The organism is Streptomyces sp. Ru72, assembly GCF_002920635.1.
Taxonomy (GTDB): domain Bacteria; phylum Actinomycetota; class Actinomycetes; order Streptomycetales; family Streptomycetaceae; genus Streptomyces.
Genome location: NZ_PQSR01000195.1, coordinates 1 through 5,678 on the forward strand (window position 1 = coordinate 1; position 5,678 = coordinate 5,678).

The 5,678-nt window shown below is 69.2% G+C and carries 6 protein-coding genes; 2 read left to right on the forward strand and 4 right to left on the reverse strand.

The features are described 5' to 3' along the window. Positions 1-125: 125 nt before the first annotated feature. On the forward strand, positions 126-713 hold the full coding sequence (locus tag C3488_RS38980) for an isochorismatase family protein (RefSeq protein WP_103845554.1): 588 nt from the start codon (positions 126-128) through the stop codon (positions 711-713). Between the two features lie 70 nt (positions 714-783). Here the strand turns inward: C3488_RS38980 and C3488_RS38985 are convergent, their stop codons facing one another. Further along, positions 784-1,113 (reverse strand): hypothetical protein, encoded by a 330-nt coding sequence (locus tag C3488_RS38985; RefSeq protein WP_103845555.1) that lies wholly within the window; start codon positions 1,111-1,113, stop codon positions 784-786. A 122-nt stretch (positions 1,114-1,235) separates the two neighbouring features. Further along, positions 1,236-3,587, reverse strand: a complete 2,352-nt coding sequence (locus C3488_RS38990; RefSeq protein WP_103845556.1) for an immune inhibitor A domain-containing protein — start codon at positions 3,585-3,587, stop codon at positions 1,236-1,238. Between the two features lie 493 nt (positions 3,588-4,080). Between C3488_RS38990 and C3488_RS38995 the strand changes: the two genes are divergently transcribed. Further along, on the forward strand, positions 4,081-4,371 hold the full coding sequence (locus C3488_RS38995; protein WP_103845557.1) for a hypothetical protein: 291 nt from the start codon (positions 4,081-4,083) through the stop codon (positions 4,369-4,371). A 96-nt stretch (positions 4,372-4,467) separates the two neighbouring features. Here C3488_RS38995 and C3488_RS39000 read toward each other — a convergent pair whose 3' ends face one another. Both C3488_RS39000 and C3488_RS39005 read right to left on the reverse strand, forming a co-directional pair. Beyond that, entirely contained in the window at positions 4,468-5,214 is a 747-nt protein-coding gene (locus tag C3488_RS39000) for an RDD family protein (RefSeq protein WP_103845558.1), read from the reverse strand. A gap of 54 nt (positions 5,215-5,268) precedes the next feature. Further along, a partial coding sequence (locus C3488_RS39005; RefSeq protein WP_146068023.1) for an RDD family protein occupies positions 5,269-5,678 on the reverse strand: 410 nt, incomplete at its 5' end.

A 5,678-nucleotide genomic window follows, 5' to 3' on the forward strand; every position in this document is an offset into this window, starting at 1 on the left:
GACCGCCCGATGCCCTCTCCCGCCCGGTCCCCGAAGTCTCTAGGCTCGGTAGGTCATGTAGTTCACGGACGGCCGGGCCCGCACCCTCCACACCCGAACCGCTGCCAAGCCGAAGGACACCGACCATGCGCCGCGCCTTGATCGTCGTAGACGTGCAGAACGACTTCTGTGAGGGTGGCAGCCTCGCGGTGGCCGGGGGTGCCGATGTCGCCGCCGCGATCACCGAGCTGATCGGCCAGGCCCCCGCCGGGTACCGCCATGTGGTGGCCACCCGGGACCACCACATCGCCCCGGGCGGTCACTTCGCCGACAACCCCGACTACGTCCACTCCTGGCCCGCGCACTGCGTGGCGGGCACGGAGGGCGTGGGCTTCCACCCGAACTTCGCCCCGGCGGTCGCCTCCGGCGCGGTCGACGCCGTGTTCGACAAGGGGGCCTACTCGGCGGCGTACAGCGGGTTCGAGGGAGTCGACGAGAACGGGGTCGCGCTCGGGGACTGGCTGCGGGAGCGGGAGATCGACGAGGTGGACGTGGTGGGGATCGCCACGGACCACTGCGTGCGCGCCACCGCGCTGGACGCCGTGCGCCAGGGCTTCCGTACGCAGATCCTGCTGGACCTGACCGCCGGGGTGGCCGAGGAGACCACGGAGCGCGCGCTGGAGGAGCTCCGGGAGGCGGGCGTGGAGCTGTCCGGCAAGCCGGTGGTGTCCTGACCCGCACCGGCCGCCTGACCCGCACCGCGCCCCGCACCCGCGTGCCCTGCCTCCCGTGCGCATCAGCGGGTCACGGCTGGGCCGTCCGTCTCAGCAGGGACCTGATCGGGTGCCACAGCTCGACCGACAGGTCCTGTACCGCGGTGTCCGGGGCCGTGCGCCATATCAGGCCGTCGGGGTGGTGCAGGACCGCCGTGACCTCGTCCGGGGACGGCGGGGCCGCGTTGCCGCGCAGGTAGACCGCGCGCAGGCCCAGGTTGCGCAGGCGCGTCAGGGCACGGGCGCGGTTCTGGGCGTGGACCAGCACGCGGACCGAACCGGCGCCCGAACCCGGGCTGGGCAGGTTCAGAGCCACCACCACACTGCCGTTCGGCAGCTTGCAGAAACCTCCTGCGGCCATACGCGTCATACCCCCGTGAGACCTGGTGTCAATAAGAGAGCCACAGCAGGCACCTAAACACGATCGGCGGCCGCCCGCCAAGGGGCTGCCGCCGATACGCCTCTGACCTGCAAAAACGCTGACTACTTCACCGCGGGTCCGACTTCCAGCTCGATCGTCAAGCCGTTCACACCCTGCTTGATGATCTTGATTTTGGTGTTGGTGTCAGTGACCTCGACCCCGGCCGCCGGGTTCGATGCGTCGTAGTAGGTGCTGGTGTGGTCGTTGAAGACCGACACGCCCTTCGACGACTTGATCTTCGTCGCGACGCCCTCCTTGTGCAGGGTGATGCCGTCGGTGCGCTCCAGGCTGAAGGGCGAGTCGTATGCCTGGATGCGGTTGCGCATCAGCGTGCCGTCGGACCACTTCAGCGGGGTGGGGTGCGAGTCGATCGGCAGGATCAGGCCGGTGCCGGCGTGGTCCTTGGTGTTGTTGTCCGCCTGGGAGGTGTCCCACTTCCAGATCAGCAGGCCGTTCTGGTACGGGTAGTGCTCCACCCAGTCCGGACGGGCCGGGGCGAAGCCGAAGTTGTACGGGCCGACCTTGAGGGTCTTGTCGTACGACACGTACTGGCGGTTCTCGGCGATGTAGTACTGCTTGTAGTCCTTGGTGAAGGACGCGCCGATGCGGGAGAAGCCGTTCGCGGTCCAAGCGGCGTCCGCGGTCTCGGCGTTGTCCGAGAAGAGCGCCGAACCGTCGGCGGTCAGCGTGATCTCGTCGGCCGTGAACCCCTTCATGGCCAGGCCGCCGTCCGTCTGGTAGCGGAAGCGGAGCTGGATCTTCTTGCCCGCGTAGGCGTCGAGGGGGTACGACAGCTTCTTGTAGCCGTCGACCGTGCCGGTCAGGGCCGGCTTGTCGCTGCCGTCACGCGGGATGGCCTTGCCGTCCACCGTGCCGTCCAGCGCGGTCCAGTTGGCGCCGCCGTCGGTCGAGACCTCGGTGTAGAGGAAGTCGTAGTTGGCCTCGATGTCGTAGTAGCCGTCCAGGGACAGCGTGGCCGAGGACTTGCCGGTGAGGTCGACGGACCGGGTCAGCGTGTTCTTGAGGTCGTTGCCGCTGCCGCTCCACCACTGGGTCGAGCCCTGCGCGGGAGTGACGACCTGGGTCTCGACCGCCTTGTCGGGCAGGTTGACCACCAGCGCCTGCCGGTACTTGGTGTTGTACTCGGCGACGCCCAGCTTGTGCCAGGACTTGATCCCGGCCTTCGCCGTGTCGTAGTTGAGCCAGCCCAGCTGCAGCTTGTCCCAGGCGTTCATGTCGCCGGGGAGGTCGCCGATGGCCTCCTTGCCGGTGCCCAGCCAGGAGCCGGAGGACATCAGCGTCCAGAAGCCGGTGGAGTTCTCGCCGCCGTTGGTGTCGTACTCGTCCGGCAGGCCGAGGTCGTGGCCGTACTCGTGGGCGTAGACGCCCAGGCCGCCGTTCTCCGGCTGGATGGTGTAGTCGCCGACCCAGATGCCGCTGTCGCCGATCTGCGTGCCGCCCAGCTTGTTGCCCGCCGGGCCGGTGGCGCCGGCGTCGGTGCCGAAGGCGTACCAGCGGTGGGCCCAGATCGCGTCGGTGCCCTGGACGCCGCCGCCCGCGGACTCGTCCTCGCCGGCGTGCACGATCTGGAAGTGGTCGATGTAGCCGTCGGGCTCGTTGAAGTTGCCGTCGCCGTCGTAGTCGTAGCGGTCCCACTGGTCGAACCGCGCCAGGTCCGCCTTGATGTCCGCGTCGGACTTGCCGGCCGCCTTCTGCTGGGCGACCCAGGCGCTCACGCCGTCGCTGACGACGTTCCACACACTCGGGCAGTTTTTGGAGCCGCAGGCGTTGTTGCCGTAACGGGCCTCGTTGTACGGGACCTTGACCCAGTCGGTGACCTCGCCGTCCACGGAGTAGCGGCCCGAGGACTGCTTTTCGTAGTACTTCTTCACCGACTCGACGTTGCCGCCGGTGCCGAAGTACAGGTCCTGGAAGTGCTTCTGGTTGTAGTCCTTCTGCCAGGCCGTCGAGTTGTCCTTCGTACGGTCCGGCGCGGCTATCCGGTTGTGCAGGGGGCCCGCCGTGCCGCCGAACCTGGGGTCGGTCTTGTCGCCGAACTCGACCAGGATGGTGAAGATCTTGTCGGTCTTCTCCCGGCTCAGCTCGACGTACTTGGGGTCGCCCTTCTTGCTCTTGAGCTCGACGACCTTCGAGCCGTTGCGCTCCTTGGCCTCGGCCTTGCCGGACAGGACCTGGTTGAGGGCCTCCTGGCGCTGGGCCTCCTGGGTCTTGCTCAGCGGGCCGTCGAGGTCGTGCTCCTGCTGCTTCACCGGCGCCGGGTCGTGCCGGGTGGCGGCAGCGGACTCGGCGGTGGTGCTCGCCTCCGCGACGGCGAAGGTGGAGAACGTGGCGGACGCCGCCGCGAGCGCGACGCCTATCGCGGCCGCTCTGAACGTCCAGGGTCTGCTGGTCACTTGAGTTCCTCCCCCGCGCCCGGGCGCGCGGAAGGGGGTCCTGGTCATGGAGGGGCCCGCGCGCACCGATCAACGCGTGTAGTCAAGTGACGACATTTGACCGGAGGTTTACAAGAAAAACAGACCTTGACTTGGACAGGTCAAGTGCATTAACAGGACGAGGTGTTCGCTATACGAACGCGTGCGGTTCGGCATAATCTCCCGTCAACCGGCGCGCGCACGTGTCCAGTTGCTGGAACGCATGACTCCGTGCGCCCCTTGTGCTCCGGAACCGTGGGTTAGGTCACGCTTACCAGCCGTTCCACTCGGGCATGGTGGCGAATAGAGTCGACGGGCGGAGCGCCGGAATGACGGCGGTTTGCCCCGTCGGCACTGTCGTCATTTCCACGATTCCGTGGTTGTACACCCACATGCTCCTGTTCTGCCCGCAGTCGTCCGCTCCTCCCCCATCACGAGAGGCACCGGGGGGAGTCCCCCACCCCGAGGAATGGCCATGCCTCGTCCGAACGCCGCACAGCTCGCCTACGGTTCCTGCACCGTGATCTTCTCCACCCTCGCCATGCTGCTGCTGTCACAGACGGGTTCGGGCCTGGGGATCGCCGTGATCGCCCTGTCGGCGCTCGCACTCGGGCTGCTCGTCGCCGTGACGGTACCGCTGCCGAAGTCCGCACCGGCCGCCGCGGAGCGGCCCGCCGCGCGGCAGCACGCACCGGCGGGGCGCCCGACGGCGTCGGTCGGATCCACCGCGGCCACCGAGCCCGTCCGGGAGACGGCGAAACCCTGAACCAGGCGCGCGTACGCACCGCTTCACACCGAGAACCCGAACCGGCGGGCCCGTGATGCACGGGCCCGCCGGTTCCGCGTACGCCACCGCCCTCTGTCAGACCGCCGTACTGACCTCCACCGTCCTGGCCGCCTTGTCGTGCAGTCCCTGCTTGTACGGCCGGTCGAAGAAGCTCCAGCCGCCGCAGATCGCGGTCCACACGCAGGCGCAGCAGAACGCGAACGGCAGCCACAGCACCAGGGCGCGGATCAGGGACGCCTGGAGGGAGGGGTTCGAGCCGTCGTCGAGGTTGGCCACGCGCATGCTCAGCAGCCTCTTGCCGAGCGTCTGCCCGGTTCTGCTGATCAGGATCGTGTCGTAGGCCGTGTAGAGCACGGCCGCGATCACGGACTGGCCGAGGGACTTGCCGGTGTCGACCTTGGTGGCCTCGAGGTTGTACTCGACGGTGTGGAACGCCCAGGACAGCAGCCAGACGACCACGCCGACGAGGATCATGTCGATGATCCTGGCGAGGACGCGCTTGCCGCTGTCGGCGAGCGGGGGCATGCCGGCGAGCGGGTCGGTGCCGTCGTAGGGGCCCTGCGGGCCCCCGCCACCGTACGGGCCGCCGCCCTCGGGGCCACCGTCGCCGTACGGTCCCCCGCCCTCGTGAGGACCGCCGGGGCGGGGAGGGGGTGTGCCGTACGGGGGGCTGCCGCCGGGTGGTCCACCGCTGGAAGGGGGCCGACCGTGGGGCGGCGGGCCACCGGGTGGAGGCCCGCCGGCGGGCGGCGGACCGCCGGGCGGAGGCCGGTCGGGGTCCGGGGCGTCTCCTCGGCCGGGGGGTGGCGGTTCGGTGCTCATGGCCCGAGTCGACCGCGAACCCTCCGGCTCCGCATCCCTACAGGTCCGTCCGGGTCAGCCGGCCACGAACGTGCGGGCGGCCTTGTCGTGCCAGCACTGGCGCCACGGGCGGTCGAACGCGCACCACAGGACGCCGACCACGCCGACGACGAGCACACCGGGGACGCTGTAGACCAGCCAGCGGCGCAGGGCCTGGCCGAAGGTCGGGGGTTCGTGGGCCTCGATGTCCCGTACCTCCAGACCGCAGACCTTCTTGCCCAGAGTGCGCCCCCACTTGGCGGTCGGCAGCGCCTCGTAGAGGACTCCGAAGCCCAGCAGCACGGCGAGCACGATCGCGAGGTAGACCGACGTCGTGCCGTCGAGCAGCCAGACCGTGACGGTCTGCCCGGACAGCTTCGCCGCGTCGATCTTCCCGTTGATGTGGTCGATCGCCTTCGTGCCCAGCGGTACCGCGGCCACACCCG

Coding starts and splice junctions, on each gene's coding strand:
- C3488_RS39000 (WP_103845558.1), bottom strand. CDS start 5,214: ATGAGCACCGAACCGCCACCCCCCGGCCGAGGAGACGCCCCGGACCCC.
- C3488_RS38980 (WP_103845554.1), top strand. CDS start 126: ATGCGCCGCGCCTTGATCGTCGTAGACGTGCAGAACGACTTCTGTGAG.
- C3488_RS38995 (WP_103845557.1), top strand. CDS start 4,081: ATGCCTCGTCCGAACGCCGCACAGCTCGCCTACGGTTCCTGCACCGTG.
- C3488_RS38985 (WP_103845555.1), bottom strand. CDS start 1,113: ATGGCCGCAGGAGGTTTCTGCAAGCTGCCGAACGGCAGTGTGGTGGTG.